At 69.0% G+C, this 21,390-nt stretch carries 22 protein-coding genes; 9 read left to right on the top strand and 13 right to left on the bottom strand.

The window, feature by feature from the left end; all coding sequences use genetic code 11:
* Nucleotides 1-8 precede the first annotated feature (8 nt).
* The 5 genes from NO360_RS06770 to NO360_RS06790 all read right to left on the bottom strand — a co-directional run bounded on the left by NO360_RS06770 (nucleotide 9) and on the right by NO360_RS06790 (nucleotide 3,715).
* On the bottom strand, nucleotides 9-404 hold the full coding sequence (locus tag NO360_RS06770; protein WP_256306836.1) for a DUF7994 family protein: 396 nt from the start codon (nucleotides 402-404) through the stop codon (nucleotides 9-11).
* 74 nt (nucleotides 405-478) lie between these two features.
* The gene (locus NO360_RS06775) at nucleotides 479-1,084 is read right to left on the bottom strand and encodes a cysteine hydrolase family protein (protein WP_256306837.1); all 606 of its coding nucleotides are present in this window, start codon (nucleotides 1,082-1,084) and stop codon (nucleotides 479-481) included.
* A gap of 4 nt (nucleotides 1,085-1,088) precedes the next feature.
* Entirely contained in the window at nucleotides 1,089-1,907 is an 819-nt protein-coding gene (locus NO360_RS06780) for a YqcI/YcgG family protein (protein WP_256306838.1), read from the bottom strand.
* A gap of 79 nt (nucleotides 1,908-1,986) precedes the next feature.
* Entirely contained in the window at nucleotides 1,987-3,489 is a 1,503-nt protein-coding gene (locus NO360_RS06785) for a sodium:solute symporter family protein (protein ID WP_256306839.1), read from the bottom strand.
* Nucleotides 3,482-3,715, bottom strand: coding sequence for a DUF3311 domain-containing protein (locus NO360_RS06790; RefSeq protein WP_256306840.1), 234 nt, complete (start codon nucleotides 3,713-3,715; stop codon nucleotides 3,482-3,484). Before NO360_RS06790 ends, NO360_RS06785 begins: the two co-directional genes overlap by 8 nt.
* A 398-nt stretch (nucleotides 3,716-4,113) precedes the next feature.
* Between NO360_RS06790 and dnaG the strand changes: the two genes are divergently transcribed.
* Nucleotides 4,114-5,847, top strand: coding sequence for a DNA primase DnaG (dnaG, locus tag NO360_RS06795; RefSeq protein WP_256306841.1), 1,734 nt, complete (start codon nucleotides 4,114-4,116; stop codon nucleotides 5,845-5,847).
* A gap of 3 nt (nucleotides 5,848-5,850) precedes the next feature.
* On the opposite strand, the gene NO360_RS06800 is transcribed toward dnaG, so the two are convergent.
* From NO360_RS06800 to NO360_RS06810, 3 genes are all read right to left on the bottom strand, one after another.
* Nucleotides 5,851-6,294 carry a GNAT family N-acetyltransferase gene (locus NO360_RS06800; RefSeq protein WP_256306843.1) on the bottom strand — a complete coding sequence of 148 codons (444 nt, stop codon included), beginning with the start codon at nucleotides 6,292-6,294 and terminating at the stop codon, nucleotides 5,851-5,853.
* Nucleotides 6,295-6,329: 35 nt separating this feature from the next.
* A complete protein-coding gene (locus NO360_RS06805; RefSeq protein ID WP_256306845.1) occupies nucleotides 6,330-7,634 on the bottom strand; it encodes a DUF92 domain-containing protein in 1,305 nt (434 codons plus the stop codon).
* A 112-nt stretch (nucleotides 7,635-7,746) separates the two neighbouring features.
* Nucleotides 7,747-8,505 (bottom strand): potassium channel family protein, encoded by a 759-nt coding sequence (locus NO360_RS06810; RefSeq protein ID WP_256306846.1) that lies wholly within the window; start codon nucleotides 8,503-8,505, stop codon nucleotides 7,747-7,749.
* Between the two features lie 227 nt (nucleotides 8,506-8,732).
* Between NO360_RS06810 and NO360_RS06815 the strand changes: the two genes are divergently transcribed.
* Nucleotides 8,733-9,341, top strand: coding sequence for an undecaprenyl diphosphate synthase family protein (locus NO360_RS06815; RefSeq protein WP_256306848.1), 609 nt, complete (start codon nucleotides 8,733-8,735; stop codon nucleotides 9,339-9,341).
* A 68-nt stretch (nucleotides 9,342-9,409) separates the two neighbouring features.
* On the opposite strand, the gene uppS is transcribed toward NO360_RS06815, so the two are convergent.
* The gene (gene uppS / locus NO360_RS06820; protein ID WP_256306849.1) at nucleotides 9,410-10,351 is read right to left on the bottom strand and encodes a polyprenyl diphosphate synthase; all 942 of its coding nucleotides are present in this window, start codon (nucleotides 10,349-10,351) and stop codon (nucleotides 9,410-9,412) included.
* A 166-nt stretch (nucleotides 10,352-10,517) separates the two neighbouring features.
* On the opposite strand from uppS, the gene serS reads away from it, so the two are divergent.
* The 3 genes from serS (at nucleotide 10,518) to NO360_RS06835 (ending at nucleotide 13,028) form a co-directional block, all read left to right on the top strand.
* Nucleotides 10,518-11,900, top strand: a complete 1,383-nt coding sequence (serS, locus tag NO360_RS06825) for a serine--tRNA ligase (RefSeq protein ID WP_256306850.1) — start codon at nucleotides 10,518-10,520, stop codon at nucleotides 11,898-11,900.
* 208 nt (nucleotides 11,901-12,108) lie between these two features.
* Nucleotides 12,109-12,405: a hypothetical protein gene (locus tag NO360_RS06830; protein WP_256306851.1), complete on the top strand. Its 297-nt coding sequence runs from the start codon at nucleotides 12,109-12,111 to the stop codon at nucleotides 12,403-12,405.
* A 68-nt stretch (nucleotides 12,406-12,473) separates the two neighbouring features.
* Complete coding sequence (locus NO360_RS06835) at nucleotides 12,474-13,028, top strand: DUF367 family protein (RefSeq protein ID WP_256306852.1); 555 nt, start codon at nucleotides 12,474-12,476, stop codon at nucleotides 13,026-13,028.
* 34 nt (nucleotides 13,029-13,062) lie between these two features.
* Here the strand turns inward: NO360_RS06835 and NO360_RS06840 are convergent, their stop codons facing one another.
* Nucleotides 13,063-13,425, bottom strand: coding sequence for a DUF5518 domain-containing protein (locus NO360_RS06840; protein ID WP_256306853.1), 363 nt, complete (start codon nucleotides 13,423-13,425; stop codon nucleotides 13,063-13,065).
* A gap of 143 nt (nucleotides 13,426-13,568) precedes the next feature.
* On the opposite strand from NO360_RS06840, the gene NO360_RS06845 reads away from it, so the two are divergent.
* Nucleotides 13,569-14,543 carry an NOG1 family protein gene (locus NO360_RS06845; RefSeq protein WP_256306854.1) on the top strand — a complete coding sequence of 325 codons (975 nt, stop codon included), beginning with the start codon at nucleotides 13,569-13,571 and terminating at the stop codon, nucleotides 14,541-14,543.
* 54 nt (nucleotides 14,544-14,597) lie between these two features.
* On the top strand, nucleotides 14,598-15,857 hold the full coding sequence (locus tag NO360_RS06850; RefSeq protein WP_256306855.1) for an MgtC/SapB family protein: 1,260 nt from the start codon (nucleotides 14,598-14,600) through the stop codon (nucleotides 15,855-15,857).
* A gap of 24 nt (nucleotides 15,858-15,881) precedes the next feature.
* On the opposite strand, the gene NO360_RS06855 is transcribed toward NO360_RS06850, so the two are convergent.
* The 3 genes from NO360_RS06855 to NO360_RS06865 form a co-directional block, all read right to left on the bottom strand.
* The gene (locus tag NO360_RS06855; protein WP_256306857.1) at nucleotides 15,882-16,619 is read right to left on the bottom strand and encodes an SIMPL domain-containing protein; all 738 of its coding nucleotides are present in this window, start codon (nucleotides 16,617-16,619) and stop codon (nucleotides 15,882-15,884) included.
* 88 nt (nucleotides 16,620-16,707) lie between these two features.
* A complete protein-coding gene (locus NO360_RS06860; RefSeq protein WP_256306858.1) occupies nucleotides 16,708-18,027 on the bottom strand; it encodes a TIGR00341 family protein in 1,320 nt (439 codons plus the stop codon).
* Nucleotides 18,009-18,284: a hypothetical protein gene (locus tag NO360_RS06865; RefSeq protein ID WP_256306859.1), complete on the bottom strand. Its 276-nt coding sequence runs from the start codon at nucleotides 18,282-18,284 to the stop codon at nucleotides 18,009-18,011. The genes NO360_RS06860 and NO360_RS06865 overlap by 19 nt, the downstream gene beginning before the upstream one ends.
* A gap of 171 nt (nucleotides 18,285-18,455) precedes the next feature.
* On the opposite strand from NO360_RS06865, the gene NO360_RS06870 reads away from it, so the two are divergent.
* Together NO360_RS06870 and NO360_RS06875 are read left to right on the top strand one after the other, a co-directional pair.
* Nucleotides 18,456-19,205 carry a rhomboid family intramembrane serine protease gene (locus NO360_RS06870; protein WP_256306861.1) on the top strand — a complete coding sequence of 250 codons (750 nt, stop codon included), beginning with the start codon at nucleotides 18,456-18,458 and terminating at the stop codon, nucleotides 19,203-19,205.
* Between the two features lie 43 nt (nucleotides 19,206-19,248).
* Nucleotides 19,249-21,351 carry an ATP-binding protein gene (locus tag NO360_RS06875; RefSeq protein ID WP_256306863.1) on the top strand — a complete coding sequence of 701 codons (2,103 nt, stop codon included), beginning with the start codon at nucleotides 19,249-19,251 and terminating at the stop codon, nucleotides 21,349-21,351.
* The last annotated feature ends 39 nt before the right edge of the window (nucleotides 21,352-21,390 follow it).

Here is a 21,390-nt window from a genome sequence, read left to right on the forward strand (position 1 = left end):
CGTCCCGCTCACCGCACCACGTCGACGTCGAGGTGGACCCCGCCGCGGAGGTAGTCGACGCCGATGAACGCCAGCGCGAGCGCGCCCAGCGCGCCGGCAGCGGACCCGACGACGGCGCTCGTAGCGGCGGCGCTCCCGCCGAGCAGTTCCGGGACGGTCGTCGACAGCATCGCGAGGGCGAGCGCGAGGTCACCGACGCCCGCGAAGACGTGCCACTCGACCGACCGCGATCCGACCGCGACGCGTTCGCGCCGGCCGGCGACGACGAACGTCCCGCCGGCGACGCCGAGACAGGCGACGAGGAGTCCGGTCGGGGCGTCGTCGGGGACGCCGGCCAGTCCGACCAAGGCGGCGGCGACGAGGAGCAGTCCGCTTCCGAGCAGCGTGAGGAGGGCGCGGCGCATAGGGCGGCCTTGTCGATCGATTCGGATAGAGGTACCGGCGGTACCGGGGCGAGACCGGAGCCGTCGCCCCGCCGCTACGCCTCCGTCCACCCCTCGACTGCCGCGAGGACCTCCTCGGTGACCGCCACGTCGGCGAACTCCCCGTACAGGTGCGTCAGCGCGGTTCGGTGGACTTCAGAAGCGGCGTAGTGCGTCCCGTCGGGCGCGTCGCGTTCGAACGTCGCGGTCGCGTCGGCGACGACGATCGGCTCGAAGCCGAGGTTCTCGGCCAGGCGGGTCGTCGTCGACACGCAGTGGTCCGTCGTGAGGCCGACGACGACGACCGTCTCACACCCGCGTTCGCGGAGCCGGTCCTCCAAGTCGGTGCCGACGAACGCCGCGTTCACCCGCTTCGTTATCACCGGTTCGTCGTCGCGGGGCGCGGTCTCCGGTTTCCACGCGAAGCCGGGGGCGTCACCCCGCAGGGGCGAGTCCGGTTCCGCCGAGTCGTGGCGGACGTGAAACCGGGGCAGGTCGGCCGCGCGCCACGCCTCCAGGAGGCGGGCGGCGTTCGCCTCGGCGTCGGGGTTGTTCCGCTCGCCCCACGCGGGGTCGTCGAACCCCGTCTGGAGGTCGACGAGCACGAGCGCGGGGGAGTCGCCGAGGCGCTCCCGGAGCGCGGCGGCGTCCGTCCCGGTCATCGGCTCAGTCGTCCCCCGCCGGGGGCTGTGGCGCCTCCTTCGGCGGCGCGGCTTTCGGGTGCTCGCGCGTCACCTCGATCGGACACTCGTCGGGCGAGAGCTCGGGGTCTTCCCTGAACAGGTACTGCGGCCACTCGCGGTCGCCCTCGACGCCCCAGTCGCCGAGGTCCGCGTGGGGGCAGACGCCGTCGTACTCCTCGAGGCGACCCTGGATCTGTTCGCGGGCGCGCTCGCCGGCCTCGGTGTCGTGAGTGATCCCCGCGAAGAGCGCGCGCGGTTGGAACGTGATCTCCAGGCCGACCGGGCAGTAGCGGCTCTTCCGGTCGTCGTAGAAGGGGGCGCGACAGGTCGGAAACATCGGCTCGCCGCCGAAGGAGAACTCCCAGCGGGGGTCGTCGGGGTCTGTCGGGATGTCCGCCGGCCACGGTTCGGGGTCGTGGACGTGGAGGAACTGCAGCAGGTGCCACAGCGTCTCGTGGTAGTCGGCTTCGGTGAACTCCCGCGCGGGCGGCTTGAAGAACGTCACCAGCGAGGCCCGCCCCGGCGCGTCGGGGTAGGTGTCGAGGTATTCGAGCAGCGTGTCCCGAAACGCCAGGAGCGCGTCGGGGTCGGTTGTCGAGGGGACGGCCGTGTAGAGCGGCTCGCCGTCGCGGACCGACTGCGCCCCGAAGTGACACGGGAACTCCGTCCCGTTGCGTTCGCCGAGCAGCGCGTCCGTGAACGTCTCGAAGTGGCGGCGGACCCACCGGGGAACGTCGCCGTCGTCGACGCGGGCGGCCAGCGTCTCCTGGTCCAGGAGCGACTGGATTCCCGGTTCGTTCATACCGGTGAATCGGGCCAGGCGATCAAGAGCGCTTCGCCGGCTCCGAGACGCCGAGAACGGGGACAGGTCGTTCGCGGTGTCAGTCCGCGCGCGTGCCGACGGCGAACGTCTCGCTCCGCTCGTCGGTGTCGGCCGACGTGAGAAGCGACACGCCGACGGTGAGGAAGAGCGAGAGCGCCATCCCGTAGAGCGCGAAGTCCCAGGTGAAGTACGTCGACCCGAGGACCGTGACGCCGCCGACAGTCACGGCCGGGACGAACACGTGGGCGACGTAGAACAGTTGCGACCCCGCGATGCCGGCGATCATCCCCTGTCGGGTCGTCCGCGACCAGTAGAGGGCGACGATCACCGGCAGCGCGAGTTGCGCGTAGCCGCCGAAAGCGGTGTCGCCGACGGTGATGAGCGTGCCCGGCCGGAACAGGCTGACGACGAACGTGCCGATCGCGAACGCCGCGACGCCGCCGCGGGCGATCCACGCCTCGCGGGTGGTGGACGCATCGGGGTTGACGAACGGCCGGTAGAGGTCGCGGGTCAGGTACGACGAGCCCGAGAGCAGCATCGAGTCCGAGGACGACATCATCGCCGCCATCGCGCCGGCGACGACGAGCGCGGCGAACCACCCGGGCGTGTAGGCGTTCAGCACTACGGGTACGACGTTCGCGCCCTCGGGAACGGCCACGCCGAGGCCCGCGGCCCACGTGCCCAGCAGGAACGCGGGCACGAACAGCAGGAGGACCAGCACCGGCCACAGCGAGAAGGAGCGCTTCAGCACGCGGACGTCCTTCGCGACGAAGAAGCGCTGATTGATCTGCGGGAACATCGCGACGCCGAAGGCGATGGTCACGGCCTGGGCGATCATCCACTGCGGGGAGTAGATGCCACCGCCCAGCGAGAGGAACTCGGGGTTCGACGCCGCCAGCGACGTCGAGACCGCGTCGAGACCGCCCGCCGCCGAGAGCACCCAGCCGACGGCGATCCAGACGATCCCGAGCATGAACACGCCCTGGATCGTGTCGGTCCAGGCGACCCCGCGGAGTCCCGCGAGGACGACGTAGACGATCATGAACAGCGTGATCGCCGCCGCGCCGACCCAGTAGGGGACCGCCCCGTCGGAGAGGCCGACGATGGCTTCCCCCGCGCCCATCTGCTGGAGCATCACGTACGGGAACAGCCAGAAGATGGAGACGCCGGCGACGAGCGCCCGGAGGCGCTTCGAGCCGAACCGGTCGCCGAGCATCTCACCCAGGGTGACGTACCCCTGGACCTTGCCGATCAGCCACTGGCGGTAGCCGATCACGTACCAGAGGATCGCGAAGAGGATCCCGTCCATCAGCCCCATCACGAGGATCCACTCGGGGCCGGAGGCGTACGCGAGGTTGGGACCGCCGAAGAAGGTGAACGCCGAGAGCAGCGTCGCGAACGTCGTGAACAGGAGGACGCCCGTGCCGATCGAGCGACTCGCCAAGTAGTAATCCTCGGCGTCCCGCCCGGTCGCCCGATAGGCGAATACGCCGACCGCGAGCGCGACCACGAGGTACGCGCCGACGACGCCGAGCCGGACCAGCAGTTCCGACTCAGCCATCGACGCCCACCTCGTCGGGATCGACGTTCATTCCCCGGTCCCAGGCTCCGCGAGCGAACAGCGCGAACGCGAGCGACGCCAGCGCCATCCACCCGATGTGCCACCAGAGCCACACCGGAAGCCCGAGCCACGTCGTCGCGTCCGCCCAGAGGAACCACGGAATAGCGAACGCGACGAGTACTACGAAGACTCCGATCCACAAGAAATCGGTCTTCTTTCGTCTCATCGAAGTCGAGTAATTACTCTTCGTACGTAAGTATTACTCTTCGAGATTCGGTTTCTACTATCGAAGAAAATTTTTCTTCGTAGCGCCGGTTCGGAGTCCCCGTGTACCCGATTCGACGCCCGCAGCGCCGCATCCGACAGTTGTGTGACTCATCCAATAGTTGTGTGGCTCACTCGACAGTCGTGTGACTTATCCGACGATCGTGTAATTTGTCCAACAGTCGTGTGAACCGTGCGACGGTCCGTGCAGTCGTCGGTGGTCCGGGACGCGGCCGAACCGCCGGCGCTCTTCTCAGGTACGATAGATATTTGCCGGGAGCAGCCCATATATAAGCACGTCATCGGGTTTCCCATGACGCTCACATCACCATCACACCGCCCCGTAGGGGGACTTCACCAATGGAAGATACCGAAAAATACCTCATCCACGCAGCGATCACCGCCGACGGCATCGTCGAACGGTCCGACGTCGTCGGGGCCATCTTCGGGCAGACCGAAGGGCTCCTCGGCGACGACCTGGACCTCCGCGACCTCCAACAGTCGTCGAAAGTCGGGCGCATCGACGTCGAAATCGACTCCCAGAACGGCCAGTCGTTCGGGACCGTCACCATCGCGAGCAGCCTCGACAGAGTCAAGACCGCGATTCTCGCCGCCTCCCTGGAGACGATTACCCGCGTCGGGCCCTGCCGGGCCACCGTCGAGGTAACCGACATCGAGGACGTCCGCGAGGCCAAGCGCCGCGAGGTCGTCGAGCGCGCGAAGGAACTCCTCTCGGAGTCGTTCGACGAGAGCGTGATCTCCTCGACCGAGATCCTCGAGGAGGTCAAAGAGAGCGTCCGCATCGAGGACATCAGCGAGTACGAGGACCTCCCCGCCGGTCCCCACGTCGCCGACTCCGACGCCGTCGTCGTCGTCGAGGGGCGCGCTGACGTCCTGACGCTTCTGAGCTACGGCATCAAGAACGCTATCGCGGTCGAGGGGACGAACGTTCCCGACGTCGTCGCCGACCTCACCGCCGAGCGGACCACGACCGCCTTCTTCGACGGCGACCGCGGCGGCGAACTCATCCTCCGGGAACTCACCCAGGTGGGCGACGTCGACTACGTCGCGTTCGCGCCGAAGGGTCGCTCCGTCGAGGACCTCAAGCGCCACGAGGTGTTCGCGGCGCTGCGCGATAAGGAACCGATCGAGTCCTTCGAGGGCGAAGAGGCCGTGCCGAACGGGGAGACGACGGAGTCCGTCGCGGACGGTGACCACCCAGACCCTCTGCGGGGGTCGCCGACGACTGAGTCGGCGGCCCCGCAGTCCGACGGATCCGAGTCGCAGAGCGAGACCGAACGCGATCACGTCACCGATTCGGGACTCCCGCCGACGGGAGATGCCTCGGCGGCCGCGGATTCGAGCACTACCCCGCCCGCGTGTTCGGGCGGAACCACCGCGCGCGACGCAGCCGACGGGCGGGCGGGAGACGACGCCGCGCCCAGCGCGGGATCCGACGATCCAAACGCCTCACCGTCGGACCCCACCGAAACGGACGTCGACGTGGGAACGAGCAGCGTCGCAGACGCGGAGGCGGCCGAGGAAACTGCCGCGGAGACGGCCGAAGGAACCCCCTCGGCGGACGTCACCCCCGACGCCGACGAGACGGACGCCGACGACGGCGCTCGCCCGGGCGCGGACGGCGAGTCGGTCGACGCCGAACGTGGCGCGGACGGCGAGTCGGACGCGACCCCAGACGACGGGTCGGAAGCGGCCCCGGACGGGAGTGAGACAGACGGCGCCGAGGAAGACGGTGCGGACGAGTCCGCCGCCGAGACCGAGCGCCCGCGCTCGCTCAGAGATCACGTCCGCGAGGTCATCGACGGCGAGACCGGAGCGATTCGCCTCCTCGACGACGAGTTCGGCACGCTCGCCGAGCGCCCGGTCGAGGACGCCTTCGACGCGATCGCCGAGGCCGACCCCGCACCGTACGCCGCGGTCGTCGACGGCGAGTTCACCCAGCGGCTCCTCGACGTGGCGGCCCAACGCGGCGTCGACCACGCGGTCGCGACCTCGACCGGCGAGTTCGTCAAGAAGCCGATCGGGACCCGGCTGCTGACCGCCGACCAACTGGCGAAATCGGTCGCGAGCTGAGGGTCACGCGGCGTCGTAGGCGTACACGACCGCGTCTTTCGACCCCTCGACCGATTCCGCATCGTAGAACCCTGCCCGGTAGTCGATCGGGCGGAATCCGACCGATTCGTACAGCGAACGCGCGGGGTCGTTGTCGGCGGCGACGGCGAGCGTCACCCGCGTCCCCGGCTCCTGTCGGTCGATCGCCGCCCGAAGCAGCGCCCGTCCGCGACCCTCCCGACGGTGTGCGGGGTGAACGACGAGCTCCGCGAGGTGGACGTCGTCGCCGCCGATCAGGAGGACGTACCCGACGAGCGATCCCGCAGACGCGGTGGGGCCGTCGACGACGCTGACCAGACACGTTCCGAGCGACGCGAACGACGCGAGCAGTCTCGGCGAGGGCGCGTCGAGATACGACTGCAGGGAGGCCAGTGCCGACGCGTCAGTGGGTTTTGCGTCGCGGATCACGTTCGAGTCTCACGGGTCACGTTCGAACCACCCTCTCACAACAGTGCGAGCACGGCGAGGGCGCTGACGACCGCCCCGACGAGCGTCGCGGCGAAGTTGACCGCCTCGTTGCCGAACCGCGCCCCTTCGACGGTCGCGCCCAGGACGCTGTCGGCGTTCATCCCGAGGAACCCGCCGAGCGCGACGACGGCCGCGCCGAGCGGCGTGACGCCGGGCAGGAGCGCGAGCGCGACGACGCCGACGACTGTCGCACCGAGCAGCCCGAACACCTCGCCCTGCCAGGTGACCCCGCCGTCGGTTCCCGGCGGCACGGTCTCGAACGTCGTGATGAGTCGGGGGTCGTCGTACAGGCCGCCGATTTCTGAGGAGAGCGTGTCGCTCAGCGCGGCGGCCATCGACCCGGCGAAGGCGTACTGAAACAGCACCCCGTCGATAGGAAGCGACCGGCTGGCGGCGAAGCAGATGACGCAGACGAGCGCGACGGCGGCGTTCCCGAGCACGTTCCCCGTTCCGCGGGCGCCCTCGTTCTCCTCGGCGATCCCGCGTTCGGTCTTCTCGTCGTACTTGTACTTCGTCGAGAGCGAGCCGACGCCGAAGAAGCTGATGAGCACGGCGAACCAGCCGACGCCGCCGAAGACGATGACGAGCAGGCCGAGGAGGACGCCCGAGAGCATTCCCGCGACAGAGGCCGCGCCGAGCGCGTAGGAAGCGATCCCGAGCGCGATCGTGACCGCGAGTCCCGCGACCACGTCGAGCGTGCTGACCGCGACGGCGAGGGCGTCGAACAGCCAGAGCAACATCCCGGTCGAGAGCATCACCAGCGGGTCGTCGCGCTCGAAGAGCATCTCCCTGAACAGCGCCGCGACGAGCGTTCCCGCGACTGCCAGAAACACGAAGCGCTGGAGGAGCATCGGCGTCCCCGACAGCGAGGCGACCGCGGCCTGTCCGCCGACGCCCGCCACGCTCCCGCCGACGCCGAACCCGGCCGTCCCGAGGAACGGGTTGTCGGTCGTCTCGGCGACGAGCCGCTTGCCCAGGTTCCCGTAGGCGAGCACCAGGACGGCGGCGACGAAGAGCGGAAGCGGGAGGCCGATCTCGGTCGCGAGGATCGCGAGCCCGGCGGCCGCCAGCGCGAACCCGGCGAGACCGTTCAGTCGGCCCTCGCGCCTGTCCGCCGGTCGGGCGAACAGGTCGAACAGCGGGCCGTCAGTGATCCCGAACGCGGCGGCGACCGCGACCGCGGCGAAGGGCGCGAACGCGGCCCGTCCCAGCACTGGGGCGGCCACCGCCAGGGTCCCCACCAGGGCGAATCCGCCCGCCCGCCGGAGCGTCGGTTGCACGTCTCCGGATACCTCCGACGCGCACTTAACCCTCCCGACATTCCGTATCGCCGTCGCCCGTCCGCCGTTTCGGACCGCCCAGCCAGCGAACGCGGCCGGCGTCGCCGACGCCTCACAGCGTCGACGTCACCTGTTCGGCGCTCGCGACCTCGGGAATGATTACCTCGTCCGCGCCGGCGCGCCGCGCGAGCGCCTCGTACATCTCGTCGCCGACGCGGACGACGAGTCGGACGGTCGGCGCGATCTGGCTCGCGCCCATCGCGATCTGGACGTTCGCGTTCGAGTCGTCGATCGCGCCCACGACGGTCGAGGCCCGCTTGACGCCGGCCTCGGTCAACACCTCCTCGCGCCGGGCGTCGCCCTGAATCGCGAGGAGGTCGTCGTCGATCGCGCGCTGGAACTCCGCGTCCTCCCGCTCGATCACCACGACGTCGCGGTCCTCGTCTCGAAGCCGCCGGGCGACCGTCTTCCCGAACGTCCCGTAGCCGCAGATGATGATGTGCCCCTCCAACTCGTCGATCGTTCGCTCGACTCCCATCTGTTTCAACTCCGTTTGAATCTGTCCGCCGAACGCCGCCGAAAACACCGTCTCGCCGATCCAGAGGCCGGTGACGACGAGCCCCGACAGCACGACGACCGCGTAGCCTTTCGTGAGCGTCTCCGGCCCCCCGTGCGCCCGGAAGTGCAACTCGATGCTCGTCGGGTCCAGGAGCCAGAAGAGCGCGTCCACGACGCCGACGCCGCCCAGCGACGTGAACCCCGAAACGCCGAGTACGACGACGATTCCGAAGGCCGCCACCGGACGAAGCAGGCGGCGCAGCAGCGGTCGCTGGACGACCGCCCGGATCGGTCCGGGAGAAGACGCGCTCATAGTGCTCCCGGACAACGCGTCCGTTTGAGGATATTATTTTCACATATCGCTACTGTAAACGCACAATTACTCAGCATCGTATACTTATTTCTCGGATAGTCGTCCAACCTCGCACCTAATATCGCTTTCTATGGCATAATTTAACAGAATATTACCGCCCTGACGTGTTTGTCGCGCTCTCTCGCAAAACCCGGAGGCATATATCATCGTGGGTCACAGAGACGTCCGTGGGACTGTACGACCGCTATCTCGCCCTCCGCCACCGCCTCCACGACGCCGACCCGCCCGCGCACGTCGCGGTCGTGATCACCGAGCGGGACCTGCTCGAACAGGGGGCCTACGAGACGCTCTCGGAGTTCCTCGGGTGGGCCTTCGAGTACGGCGCGGAGCGCGTCACCGTCTCCGTGAGCGTGCTCGACGAGGCCGTGGTTCCGACGCTCTCGCGGGAGCTTCGAAACGTGGACTCGCCCCGCCCCGTGGCCGTCCGCGAACCGGGCGACACCGAGCGGGCCGACGCGCCCGTCCGGGTGAACATCGGCCTCGGCGGGAAGCGCGAGTTCGCCGCGGCGGTCCGACGGATCGCGGAGTCCGTCGAGTCGGGGGCGCTCTCGCCCGACGACGTCGACGCCGACGAGATCGAAGAGCGGCTCGTCTTCGACGACGAACCCGACCTGCTGATCAAGACCGGAGCCGAGCGGCTGTCGGACTTCCTCATCTGGCAGTCGGTCTACTCGGAACTGTACTTCACCGACGTGAACTGGCGGGACTTCCGGCGGCGGGATTACCTCCGGGCCGTTCTGGACTACCAGAACCGACAGCGGCGGTTCGGTCGGTGACTGCGGAAAGCGGTCCCCGCCGTCAGGCACGCGGCTTTTAGAGCGTTCGCGCGCAACCGCGCGACCGGTCAATCGATGCGCTCGCCAGCCTCTGCGCCGCGCTGGCGCTCAAGTTCCGCGGACACTTCGCGAGCCCCCGCGGTGGGGAGTTGCGTCCGCAACCGCCCGGCGACGGTCTTCGCGTCGGCGAGTTCGGTCTCGGCGACCGCACGGAGGATACCGACGGCCCGTTCCGTCCGGGACTGCCGCCAGGACTGCTCGCGGGCCTCGTAGGTGCGCAAGCCGCGGAGGAAATCGACCTTCGAGAACTCCGGCCAGTACGGGGCGCAGAAGTAGACGGCGGCCTCGTTGCCGTTGGCGTGCCACGGCAGGAAGTTCGACGTTCGCTCGTCGCCGCCGGTCCGGATGATCAGGTCGACATCGCGGGTCGTGTGCTCCGCGAGGCGGTCCTCGACGGCGTCGGCGTCGACGTCCTCGGGCGACAGTTCGCCGTCGGCGACCTCCCGAGCGACCGCCCGGGCCGCGCCCAGCAGTTCGGATCGGCCGCCGTACGCCAGGGCGATGTTGAGCCGGAGCGAGTCGTACTCGGCCGTCTCCGACTCCGCGTACGCGACGGCGTCGCGGACCCGCTGGGGCAGTCGCTCGACGTCGCCGATCGCGCCGATCCGGACGCCGTTCTCGTGGACGCGGTCGGCGTCGGCGAACTCGTAGAGCTTCGATTCCAGCAGGTCGAAGAGGGGCGCGAGTTCCTCGTCGGGGCGGTCGAAGTTCTCGGTCGAGAAGGCGTACAGCGTGAGTTCTTCGATTCCCAGGTCCTCGCACCACTCGAGGACGCGTTCGGTCGTCTTCGCCCCCTCGCGGTGGCCGTCGGGAGCGTCGTCGCCGTGTTCGCGGGCGTAGCGTCGGTTCCCGTCCTGGATGATCGCGACGTGGGTCGGCGCGACCTCCAACTGTCGGCGGAGCATCCGCTCGTACGCGTCGGCGAAGCGTCGGCGGAGCCACTGCGGCATACCTACTCGGACTGCGGCCTCGGATATGTGTCTTTTCGTTGTGTGACGCTGACATTCGAGGTCGACGCGCCGGGAGGTGGACGCCGGACCCCGCTCCGCCCGGTCGGTTCCGCTCGATGCACGCGGATGCGACACGGTTTTGCCACGTCCCGGAGAATCGGCGGGTATGATCGGGAGACAGTTCCTCCGCGAGAACCCGGAGACGGTTCGCGCGGCGCTGGAACAGAAGGGCGTCGAGGACGTCGATCTCGACCGCGTCCTCGCCGTCGACGAGGAGTGGCGAGAGCTCAAACAGCGCGGCGACGACCTGCGGCACGAGCGCAACCAGATCTCCTCGGAGATCGGCGATCTGAAGGCAGAGGGCGACGATGAGGCCGCCGAAGAGGCGATCGAGCGCTCCCAGGAACTCAAAGCCGAACTCGAAGACGTCGAGGGCCGGGCCGACGAACTCGAGGCCGAACTGGAGGCGGCGCTCCTGGAGATTCCGCAGATCCCCGACGACGACGTGCCGATCGGCGAGGACGAATCGGAGAACGTCGAGCGACGCCGCGAGGGCTTCGACGACCTCCGGACGCTTCCCGAGGAGGTCGTCCCGCACTACGACCTGGGCGAGGACCTCGAAATCCTCGACTTCCAGCGCGGCGCGAAGGTGACCGGCGGCGGCTTCTACTTCACGAAGGGCGACGGCGCGCGTCTCGAACACGCCCTGATCCAGTTTATGATGGACATCCACCGCGAACAGGGCTATATGGACGTCTTTCCGCCGATCCCGGTCAACTCCCGATCGATGGTCGGTACCGGCCAGTTCCCGAAGTTCACCGAGGACGCCTACCGCATCGGCGGCGCGAACGAGGAGCCCTGGGACGACGACGACCTGTGGCTCTGCCCGACCGCGGAGGTGCCGGTGACGAACATGTACCGCGACGAGATCCTGCTCGACGACGACCTCCCGCTGAAACTGCAGGCGTACACGCCGAACTTCCGCCGAGAGGCCGGCGAACACGGCACCGAGACCCGCGGCATCGTCCGCGTCCACCAGTTCAACAAGGTCGAGATGGTGAACTTCGTGCGTCCCGACGAGAGCGAAGCCCGGTTCGAGGGCCTCGTCGACGAGGCCGAGGAGGTGCTCCGCCGGCTCGAACTCCCCTACCGGATCCTGGAGATGTGCACCGGCGACCTCGGGTTCACCCAGCGCAAGAAGTACGACCTCGAGGTGTGGGCGCCCGGTGACGAGATGGAGGAGGGGCCCGAGGAGGGGGGCCGCTGGCTCGAAGTCTCCTCGGTCTCGAACTTCGGCGCGTTCCAGGCGCGACGCGCGGGTCTCCGTTTCCGCCCCGAGCGTCACGAGTCCGCGGACTACCTCCACACCCTGAACGGCTCCGGCCTCGCCATCCCGCGCGTGATGGTCGCCATCCTAGAGTACTACCAGAACGACGACGGCACGGTGACGGTGCCGGAGGCGCTCCGACCGTATATGGGCGGAACCGAGGTCATCGAGGGCCACGACCCGGTCGGCGAGTCCGCCGTCGGGGCCGGGAAGCGAGACTGACTGCGGCCGTCGCGTCCGACCGAGCGGCGCGGGACTGACGTGACCGCCTGCCGCACTTTGCGCGCGGGCCGGCTTGGCCGCCGGTCGCCGCTAAGACGTCGATAAGTCACCGAAAGGACCGATTAAACCCACTAATCCGACTAAATCGGGCTTAATCAGTTCCCCATCGTCGCTCCGTTTCTTACTCCGAGAGACGGTACTCAGAGATATGACTCACCGACCCGACGCCGACCGGAACGGCATCGGCGACTGGAAGGTCGTCGCCCACCACGACTTCGAGGGCTCGGCGGAACTCGACGCCACCGTCCTGACCGCCCTCGAGACCGACGGCTGCTGCGACGGGGTCCCGCTGTACGCCGCGGTCGACATCGAACCCGCCGAACGGTTCCTGCGCTCCGTCGACGGCGACGACGCGAGCGTCGTCTTCTCCCTCTCCGAACGGATCGTTCGCATCTCGGCCGACGGGACCGTCGAAGCCCGCGACGCTGCGGGCCTCCCCGGCTGACCGGCTTCGCCCGGTGACCGCCGAACTCGCGACGAACGGCTTTTCTCCCCGGCCCGCCTTCTCCGACTGTGACTGTCGACGCCGCCGACTCCGAAGCGCTCGATAGCGAGGTCGCCGACACCTACGGCCTCCACGTGCGCTACGAGGGCGACGACGACCCCGAAAAGTGCACGGCGCGGAAGCTCGCCCGGTTCGACCTCGTCGAACTCCACCGCTCCGACCGGGTGACGCCCTATGGGGTCGTCCTCAACCCACACGCCGAGCGGGCGCTCTCGCCCGCCGACGCGGACGCGAAACGGCTCGTCGCGCTCGACTGCTCGTGGGAGTCCGCCGGCGAGGCGCGCTTCTCGCTGCCCGGGGATCACCGGGCGCTGCCGTATCTGGTGGCCGCGAACCCGGTCAACTTCGGTCGGCCGATGCGACTGACCACCGTCGAGGCGCTCGCGGCGGCGCTGGCGATTTTCGGGCGGCGCGAGCGCGCGGCGGCGCTGCTCTCGAAGTTCACCTGGGGGCACACGTTCCTGGAGCTGAACGACGAACCGCTCCGTCGCTACGCCGAGTGCGACGATTCGTCCGAGGTCGTCGCCGTCCAGGGGGAGTACCTCGATCGCGGCGAGGAGTGACGTCTCTCCACACGCCCGGTCCCGCCCACCCCGTTCAGCGGTTGAACAGGCCGCCGATCGCCCCGCCGATGGCGCTGTCGATCGCGAACAAGAGCGTGATGACGACGCCGACGAGGAAGACCCCCGCGCCGCCGAGGAACCCCCCCAGCGGGCCGCCCGCGAGCCCGATCAACCCGCCGAGCAGCGCGGCGAGCACCGAGACCGCGATCCCGGAGATCGATCCGGCGACCAGCCCGTTCCACGCGCCGTTCCCGATCCCGCCGGCGAGGTAGCCGGCGACGAACCCGCCGACGAGGCCGGCGCCGACCTGGCCGACGACCGGGAGCCACAGGCCGAACGCGCCGACGACGAGCATCACGACGAAACCGATGCCGATGGCCCGCCAGTTCGTGTTCATACTGTAGAGGAGGCGGCCGAGGACCAAAACCCCCGCGAACGGTTTCCGGGCGCGATCCCGCCGCGAACGGTCGCGAGGGAGGCGGGCCCACACGACCGCCGAACGGACGCGCTTTTACGGTTCGGCGATGTAAGGTGACCAATATGATTTTCGAGTCCCTCCCGACGACGCCCCGGTCGGAGGAACTTCTCGACAAGGCGTTCTCCCGGGCGGCCCGTGCGGGGCGCGCGAAGTCCGGCCTGGAGGCCCAGCAGTCGATGCTCCAGACGGCCTCGTCGATCCTCTCGGACAACCTAGAGAACGTCGTCACGCAGTGGCCTGACTTCGGGACAGTCGATCCCTTCTACTACGAACTCGCGGACGCCATCGTCGACGTCGACGAACTCAGACAGAGCCTCTCGCGGGTCACGTGGACGAGTCGACAGATTAGCGAGCTCCGGCGGGAGTACCAGCCGAAGCTCCGGAACACCGACGCCGACACGGCGCGGAAGCACCGCAAGCAGGCGTTCGCGCGGATGGCCGACCTCGTCGAGGACGTCGCCGACGACCTCAAACGCATCGGCGAGGCCCGCGACGCGCTGAAGACGCTCCCGGACATCCGCCCGGACGAACCCGCCATCGTCGTCGCCGGCTACCCGAACGTCGGCAAGTCGTCGTTCGTCAACGCGGTCACCCGCGCGAAAAACGAGATCGCGCGCTATCCGTTCACGACGAAGGGCGTCCACGTCGGGCACTTCGAGCGGGATCGGATCCGGTATCAGATCATCGACACGCCGGGGCTGCTCGACCGGCCGGAGGCGGAGCGAAACGACATCGAACGGCAGGCAGTGAGCGCGATCGAACACCTCGCGGACGCGGTCGTCTTCGTCCTCGACGCGAGCGAGGCCTGCGGCTATCCGCTGGACGCACAACTGGAACTGCGGGAGTCCGTCGCCGCGCGGTTCCGCGAGCGCGACGTCCCCGTGCTCACGGTGAACAACAAGAGCGACCGCTCGCGCGACGTCGAGGCGGACCTGCATATGAGCGTCGAGAGCGGCGAAGGCGTCGACGCGGTCCTCGATGCGGCGGTCGAGGCGGTCGACTGGACGCCGGACATCCCGCCGTCACGGCAGGAGTAGCTCCGCGCCGACCGAACACGCGTCGCTCGCAACACCGAGATACACCGGCAACCGATGTTCGATCCACTCACCGCCCCGCTGTCGGAAGTCGTCCTGCGACTCCTCGTCGCGACCAGCCTCGGCGCGCTCATCGGTCTCGAACGCGAACAGAGCGAGTCGGCCGGGCGGTTCGCCGGCAGTCGGACGTTCCCGCTGTTCGCGCTGTACGGCGCGCTGCTCTTCGCGTTTTTCGGTGACGGGCTGCTCGTCGCGCTCGGCGTCCTCGTCGTTCCGCTGACCGTCGCGTACATAGCGAAGGTCTGGAGCGACGGCGATCTCGGCCTCACGACGCTCACGTCGGCGCTTCTCACGACGGTCCTGGGCGCGATGACGATGCACTCGGACCGCGCCGCGACGCTCGCCGTCGTCGTCGGCGGAGCGGTCACGGTCCTCCTCACCGTGAAGGACCCGCTCCACGAGTTCGCCGACCGAATCGACGCGAGCGAACGGCTGGCGTCGGCGAAGTTCATCCTCATCGTGCTCGTCGTGTTGCCGTCGCTTCCGGACCGCTCGATGGACGTCCTCTACGGGCTCAACCCGCGGTTCGTCTGGCTGATGGTGGTATTCGTCACCGGCCTCGGATTCGTCGCGTACGTCTTGGGCGGCGTCCTCGGCCCCGAGCGCGGCATCGCGCTGACGGGCGTCGTCGGCGGGTTCGTCTCCTCGACGGCGACGACGGTGTCGATGGCGGGCAAGACGGCACAGAACGAGACGCTGTATCGGATCTGCGCGTTCGCCGTCGTCACCGCATCCATCGTGATGTTCCCCCGGGCGCTCGTGGAGGTCTCGGTTGTCAATCCGGATCTCTTGCCGACGGTCGCGCTGCCGCTCGGCGTGATGACCGGCGTCGGTGCCGTCTCGGCGGCGCTGCTCTACTGGCGGACGGCGACCGAAGAACCGGTCGAGGCCGACGAGCTGAAGAATCCGTTTCGATTGCGCCCGGCGCTCGTCTTCGGTGCGGTCTTCGCCGTCGTCCTCCTGGTCTCGGAGTATGCCAACCAGTGGTTCGGCGCCTCGGGCGTGTACGCGACCGCCTTCTTCTCCGGACTGGCCGACGTCGACGCGATGACGATCACGCTGAGCAGACTCGCGGCGCAGGGCACGGTCTCGACCGAGGTCGCGACGACCGGAATCGTGATCGCCGCCATCGCGAACACGCTCGTCAAGGCTGGGTTAGCGCTGTTTCTCGGGACCTACCGACTCGGACGACTCGTGTCGATCGTTCTGGGCGTCGTCGTGCTGAGCGGAGTGGCGATGCTCGCGCTGCCGGTGTGAGCGGTCCCGCAGCGCCCGATCGGGCTACGCCTCGGCGGTGAACGTCACGTCGACGGTCGCGGAGACCGTCACCGACCCGCCCTCGAACTGCGTCGGCGCGCCGCCGGCGTCGGCGGCGGTCTCTCGCACCTCGTAGGCCGGCGCGTAGCCGCCGCTCGTCGAGGCGGACTGGACGCCCGTCACCGACAGTCCGGCGGCCGACGCGATGGCGTCGGCGTCGTCGCGCGCCGAGTCCATCGCCCGTTCGAGCGCCTGCTCGCGGAGCTCCGTCCGCGTCTCGTCGCTGAGCGTGAAGCTCACGCCGTAGACCTCGGTAGCGCCGTTGCCGACGGCGGTGTCGACGACGGTGCCCGCCGCGTCGGGCGTCGTCTCGATCCGGTAGGCGTGGACGGCTTCGTAGCCGGTGACCTCGCGTTCGCCGCTCTCGCGGGCGGAATCGACGATCGGTCGGACGCGGTAGGACGCGGTCGTCACCGCGTCGTCGTCGACGCCGGCCTCGCGGAGCGCCTCGCGCATTTCAGACGCGTCGGCGGCCACCGTCGATCGCGCCCCCTCGGCGCTGTCGGCCCGAGCGGTGACGGCGACGGTCACGACGGCCCTGTCGGCCTCCGTGGACACCTCACCGCTCCCGCTGGTCGAAATCGTTCGGTGTCTGTCCCCGAACGGTGCGTCTCCCTCCGTCGTCTGGAGCGGGGCAGTACACCCCGCGAGCAGCACGAGCGTTGCGATGGCGATCGTCCCGATACCGAGTCGTCGGTTCATACCCGCTCCTTCGTCGTCTCAGGTATTCAACGTGTGCTAGGCGCAAGGAACTCTTTGAGTCATCGTGCGGGCCGACGCGAATCGCCGGTTAACTCCCCGCTCGATCGACGCCGACGTACCTGATCTCCACACGGACGTCGCCCTGGCCGAACGGGCCGATCGGATCGGGTGCTGAGGCGGTGACGCGCTCGCGTATCGACTCGGCGACGGGCGGCGGCGACGACGACGGCGGATACCCGACGGTCACGACCACGGTCCGCGGGCTCTGCACGGGGAACCCCTCGTAGGTCACGTCGAGGCTCAGAAGCGTCGCGTCCGGCGGTAGCTCCGACTCGATGGCGGCGGTCGCGTCCGCCTCGAAGTCGGCGGTGCGGTAGGAACTGTACGTGAACGCGCCGAGCAGCCCCGTGAGGAGCAGCAGCGCGACCGCGAGCACCGCGATCCGCTTGACCGTCGCCGAGCGCGCCTCATCCTCGCGGAACCACAGCTTCGGCCGGTAGCCCATCCGCCAGAGGACGACGAGCGCGACGAGGTTGATCGCGAGGATGTTCACGAGCACGAGCACCGCCGACCCGATCACCGTCTGCGGTTCGCCCCACGCGATGCCGATGCCGACGACGGCGGTCGGCGGCACGAGCGCGGCGGCGATCATCACGCCGACGAGCGCGGAGGAGACGCCCGAGGCGAGCGAGACCGCGCCCGCGGCACCGGCGCCGAGCGCGATCACGAGCGAGAGCACGTCGGGGGCCAACCGCTCTCTGACCTCGCCGATGGCGAACACCTCCTCGGCGGTGAGGGGGACGACGTTCGTCACTCGCAACAGCACCGCGAACACCGCGGCGGCGCCGATCGACAGCCCGCCGCCGAGCGCCTGCAGTTTGATCCCACGGATGGCGAGGTCGCTGTCGTCGACGACGGTCCCGACGCTCGCGGCCATCGCCGGGCCGATGAGCGGCGCGATGACCATCGACCCGACGACGACCGCGGGCGAGTCGAGCAGGAGTCCGGCGGTGGCGACGACCGCGCTCACGGCCGTCATCAGCACGTACGGTCGGACCGTCGGCGCCATATCGTTCGCCCGCGCCACCAACTCTTCGCGGGCGATCCGGTCGCCGTTCCCGTTCTCCTCCTCGTCGGACTCGTAGCGTTCTTCGAGGGCTTCGAACCGCTCGGAGACGACCGTCTCCGCCTGGACGACCACGGTGTAGGCGTCCCGCTCGATTCCGACGCCGCGGAGTTCGTCCAGCACCGGTTCGACCGCCGCCGTCGGGAGCGGGAACGAAACGACCGCGGTGTAATCGCGGCCGCTGGTCTCGTCGGAGACCGCGTAATCGACGTCCTCCTCGTCAAGGACGCCGAGCACCGCCTCGCGCTTCCCGGTCGGCACCATCACCTGGACGAGTCGCACGTGCGTCGGTCTCGGCGCCGAAGTATGAATCCGGCGGGTCTCGACGATCCGTCGTCGGCCGGCGAAGGGACTTCCGTCCGGCGCGTCCTCCGCGAGCGCATCCGCTCCCGTCCGATAGCGAGCAGCCGGCACCCGCTCGCGACGGCGGCGACGCCGACGACGACGCGGCCGATCGCCACGACGTCGATCGCGTCGCTACCGTCCTCCCCCGCGTCGACGTGCCGGACGACCGCGACCCGACCCGGGGCGACGCTCACGTCACACCGACCTTGGCCGCGCCTTCGGTTATAAACCCTCGTCGGTGTCGCGTCCGACGCTTCCGTCTCGATCGGCACAGCCAGCGCAATCGGCGCTCTGGCTGCAACCGAGCGTCCCGCTCGGGACGTCCGCCCAAGCACTCATATCGGCCCGGGGCGGATACGTTGACGATGCGGCCCGTTTCGGTGGCGAACCTGATGACGCCCTTCGAGAACGGCGTGCGGCCGATCCTCACACAGCACCGATCGCTGTCCGCGCCGGTCACGGACCTGCTCACGGTGGCGGTGTGTGGCATCTACGCGATTCAGGCCGCCCAGACCGCGCTCTGGGGGACGCCCTCGGTCTTCGAGACCACCAACTACGTGTACCTCCGCGCGCCGTGGCTCGCGTGGCCGCTGTCGCCGCTCCTTCACGGTGGGCTCGCGCACGTCGTCCCCAACGTGGTCACGCTGTTCCTGTTCGGTCGGATCGCCGAGGCGCACCTTCCACGTCGCCGGTTCGCGGCGATGGCGTTCGTCGCCGCCGTCGGCTCGATCGCGGCGCTCGCGGGCTGGAGCGTCGCCTTCGCCGCGGAACCGCACGTCGCCGTGTACGGAATCAGCGGCGTCGTCTTCGCCGCCGCCGGCTTCGCCGTCGTCCACTTGCCGAACCACGACCGCGTGACCGACCTCGAACTGCTGGCCGTCCTGTTCGGCCTCTGTGCCGTCGCGCTCGTCGGCGTCGAGTCGCTCGCGGCGCTCGCCTTGCTCTCGCCGGCGGCGATCAACGTCGGCCACGCGGTGGGCCTGCTCGTGGGGCTCGTGACCGCCGTCCTCTCGCGGGACTGCCCGGGTCCGCTCGGTCGCGACGGATCCGATTCGGACGCGGGCGAGGCTGGACTTCCGCGGGACCGCGACACGACGACGCCGAAGGAAGGCTAGCGAACCAGTACATTCAATTTTCTCCCCCGGGAGGGGGCTGGTAGTGCAGATCAAGCGAGCGTTCCTCGTCTCGATCCTCGTCGTCGGGATCGTTCTCTCGGCGGCGGTCTTCGTCGGGTTCCAGGGGTACAAGGACACGCTCTACGAACACGAGCAGCAGGGAGTCGACCACACGGCAGCGCACGTCGCGTCGGCGCTGGAAACGCAGCTTTCGTCGCTGCAGCGCACGGTTTCGATCGCCGCCACGAACCCGGAGGTCGCCGCCCACGGGAGCACCGAGCAGCGGCGAGCGCTGGAGGCGTTCGTCGAGCGCTCCGAGTTCGCCGGCGTCTCCGTGATCGCGGCCAACGGGACGATGACGAACATCGTCTCGAACGTCTCCGCGGAGCGGCGGGCCGCCCTCGTCGGCTCCGACTTCAGCGACCGGGCCTATTTCAAACGGGCGCTGAACGGCACGACGTACGTCAGCGACCCGGTCGAGGCCGACTCCGGGAACCACATCATCACGGTGAGCACGCCGATATACCGCGACGGGCGCGTCGTCGGGACGATGAACGCCGCGTTTCATCTCTCCGAAGAGGAGTTCTTCGGGAGCCTCGCGACCGGGCTCGAAGCGGATCAACGACTGGCGCTGTACGGCCGGGACGGGACGCCGATCTACGCGACTGGCCCCGGGGTCTCGGCCGAATTCGAACGCGACATCACGGTTCAGGAGATCGGGTGGACAGTCAGCGTCCGGGAGGGCCCCGGATCGGTACAGTCCACGATTCGGACGGTGACGTTCGTTCAGGTCGGATCGATCACCGCCGTGCTGGCGATTCTCGCCGCGTTCGGCTGGCGGCTCTACAGACTGAGTATCGCCCAACTCTCCCGGCTCCTCGGGGGCTTCCGCAGGCTCGAAGACGGCCAGTACGGGACCCGGATCGAACTGCACGACTCCGAGGAGTGGCAACAGGTGGAGACCGGGTTCAACCGGCTGAGCGACGCGATCGAGACCGCTCGAAGCGAGCGGATAGCGCGCGAACGCGAACTCAGGCGCGAGCGAGACCGGTTCGAGGCGCTGTTCGAGGGCGTCCCCGAACCGGTGGTCGCCGTCGAGATCACGGACGAGGCGACGATCCTGCGCGACGCCAACGAGGCGTTCGAGACGACGTTCGGCTACGCCGTCGAGGACGTCGCCGGCGAGGACGTCAACGACCTCATCGTGCCCGAGGACGCGTCGGCGGTGGCCGAGGCCGAAGCCGTCGACGAACAGGCGGCGGCCGGGGCGCAGATCACGCGTCAGGTCCGGCGCGAGGCGCGCGACGGCGTCCGCGAGTTCCTCTTCCGATCGGCACCGATCGACGGGGACGCGGACGACCTCTCGCGTCAGTTCGGGGTGTACGTCGACATCACCGATCGCAACGAGTACGAGACCCGCCTGCGGGAGCAGCGCGACAACCTCGACACGCTGAACCAGGTCCTCCGCCACGACGTCCGCAACGACCTCCAGTTGGTCACGGCCTACGCCGACCTGCTCTCGGATCTCTGCGAGAAACGGGACGCCGGCGAGGAGTCCGAGGAGCGAGCGTACCTCCGGAAGATAACCGAGAGCGCGACCCACGCCGTCGAACTCACCGAGACGGCTCGGAATATGGCGGACGTGATGCTCGCAGACGAGACCGAGCGCAGGCCGATGCGCCTCAGAACCGCCCTGGAGAGCGAACTGGAGAATCTCAGATCGGAGACCGACGCGGTGGTCGTCACCGAGGGGACGGTTCCGGACGTGACCGTGTCCGCCAACGACATTCTCGGCTCGGTCTTCCGGAACCTCCTGACGAACGCCGTCCAGCACAACGACAAGGACGTTCCGGAGGTGCGGGTCTCGGCGACGGTCGACGGCGACGTCGTCCGCGTCCGCGTCGCCGACAACGGCCCCGGGATTCCGGACGGCCGAAAAGAACAGATCTTCGGGAAGGGCGAGAAGGGGCTGGAAAGCGGCGGTACGGGACTCGGACTCTATCTCGTCCAGGCACTCGTCGACACCTACGGCGGCGACGTCTGGGTCGAAGACAGGGAGTCGAGCCCGTCCGGCGGTAGTGGGGAGGACTCCAGCGACGACCCCGAAGGCGCGGTGTTCGTCGTCGAACTGCCGCTGGCGGAGTGAGCGGGAATCGGGACTCGACTGTCGGCCGATCGCTCGACG

The organism is Halobellus litoreus, from assembly GCF_024464595.1.
Classification (GTDB): domain Archaea; phylum Halobacteriota; class Halobacteria; order Halobacteriales; family Haloferacaceae; genus Haloquadratum; species Haloquadratum litoreum.

Excerpts from the sequence above, each read along its gene's own strand:
- NO360_RS06770 (WP_256306836.1), bottom strand. The coding sequence starts at position 404 with ATGCGCCGCGCCCTCCTCACGCTGCTCGGAAGCGGACTGCTCCTCGTC.
- NO360_RS06775 (WP_256306837.1), bottom strand. The coding sequence starts at position 1,084 with ATGACCGGGACGGACGCCGCCGCGCTCCGGGAGCGCCTCGGCGACTCC.
- NO360_RS06780 (WP_256306838.1), bottom strand. The coding sequence starts at position 1,907 with ATGAACGAACCGGGAATCCAGTCGCTCCTGGACCAGGAGACGCTGGCC.
- NO360_RS06785 (WP_256306839.1), bottom strand. The coding sequence starts at position 3,489 with ATGGCTGAGTCGGAACTGCTGGTCCGGCTCGGCGTCGTCGGCGCGTAC.
- NO360_RS06790 (WP_256306840.1), bottom strand. The coding sequence starts at position 3,715 with ATGAGACGAAAGAAGACCGATTTCTTGTGGATCGGAGTCTTCGTAGTA.
- dnaG (WP_256306841.1), top strand. The coding sequence starts at position 4,114 with ATGGAAGATACCGAAAAATACCTCATCCACGCAGCGATCACCGCCGAC.
- NO360_RS06810 (WP_256306846.1), bottom strand. The coding sequence starts at position 8,505 with ATGAGCGCGTCTTCTCCCGGACCGATCCGGGCGGTCGTCCAGCGACCG.
- uppS (WP_256306849.1), bottom strand. The coding sequence starts at position 10,351 with ATGCCGCAGTGGCTCCGCCGACGCTTCGCCGACGCGTACGAGCGGATG.
- serS (WP_256306850.1), top strand. The coding sequence starts at position 10,518 with ATGATCGGGAGACAGTTCCTCCGCGAGAACCCGGAGACGGTTCGCGCG.
- NO360_RS06830 (WP_256306851.1), top strand. The coding sequence starts at position 12,109 with ATGACTCACCGACCCGACGCCGACCGGAACGGCATCGGCGACTGGAAG.
- NO360_RS06840 (WP_256306853.1), bottom strand. The coding sequence starts at position 13,425 with ATGAACACGAACTGGCGGGCCATCGGCATCGGTTTCGTCGTGATGCTC.
- NO360_RS06845 (WP_256306854.1), top strand. The coding sequence starts at position 13,569 with ATGATTTTCGAGTCCCTCCCGACGACGCCCCGGTCGGAGGAACTTCTC.
- NO360_RS06850 (WP_256306855.1), top strand. The coding sequence starts at position 14,598 with ATGTTCGATCCACTCACCGCCCCGCTGTCGGAAGTCGTCCTGCGACTC.
- NO360_RS06855 (WP_256306857.1), bottom strand. The coding sequence starts at position 16,619 with ATGAACCGACGACTCGGTATCGGGACGATCGCCATCGCAACGCTCGTG.
- NO360_RS06870 (WP_256306861.1), top strand. The coding sequence starts at position 18,456 with ATGCGGCCCGTTTCGGTGGCGAACCTGATGACGCCCTTCGAGAACGGC.